This is a genomic window from Rheinheimera sediminis, from assembly GCF_004005375.1.
Taxonomy (GTDB): Bacteria; Pseudomonadota; Gammaproteobacteria; order Enterobacterales; family Alteromonadaceae; genus Pararheinheimera.
In genome coordinates this window covers 1-580 of the sequence record NZ_RZUF01000085.1, presented here as the reverse complement: position 1 = coordinate 580, position 580 = coordinate 1, and the positions used below count along the sequence as shown (strand labels likewise).

Genomic DNA, 580 nt, shown 5'->3' with positions numbered 1-580 from the left:
GTGATGAGTGGTTTGCTCAGCAGTGGCTGGGTGAACAAACAACAAAACATCCTGATCACAGGCCCCTGTGGCAGCGGTAAAACCTATTTGGCGTGCGCCTTAGCTCACAGTGCCATCCTAAAAGGCCACAGTGCAAAGTACTACAGACTGTCACGTTTACTGCTGGAACTAAATCAACAGAAAGCAGACGGCAGCTACAGTAAAGCACTGAAACACATTGCTAAATATGACGTTCTAATTCTGGACGACTGGGGCCTGGAGCCACTCAAAGCAGCGCAGCGTAACGATCTGATGGAAATCATGGACGACCGGCACCAACACGCATCGACCATCATGGTCAGTCAGTTGCCAACAGAAGAATGGTATCAGGCGATTGGAGATAACACGCTGGCCGATGCCATCCTGGACCGACTGATGCACAACGCCCACCGATTGAAATTAAAGGGAGAATCAATGCGAAAAGACAAAAGTGAATTGACTGAAAATGAACACCTGAGCTAAAAAGGAGCTGAGCCCAACGCGGGAAAAAACTGGTGTTCACAATCACCAGAATAGGTGTTCAGATAAATCAGAATACGCA

General features: G+C 48.1%; 1 protein-coding gene. It reads left to right on the top strand.

All coding sequences use genetic code 11. The features are described 5' to 3' along the window. The coding region (gene istB / locus EMM73_RS19860) for an IS21-like element helper ATPase IstB (RefSeq protein ID WP_127688486.1) at positions 1-501 on the top strand (501 nt) is incomplete at its 5' end. Positions 502-580 lie beyond the last annotated feature (79 nt).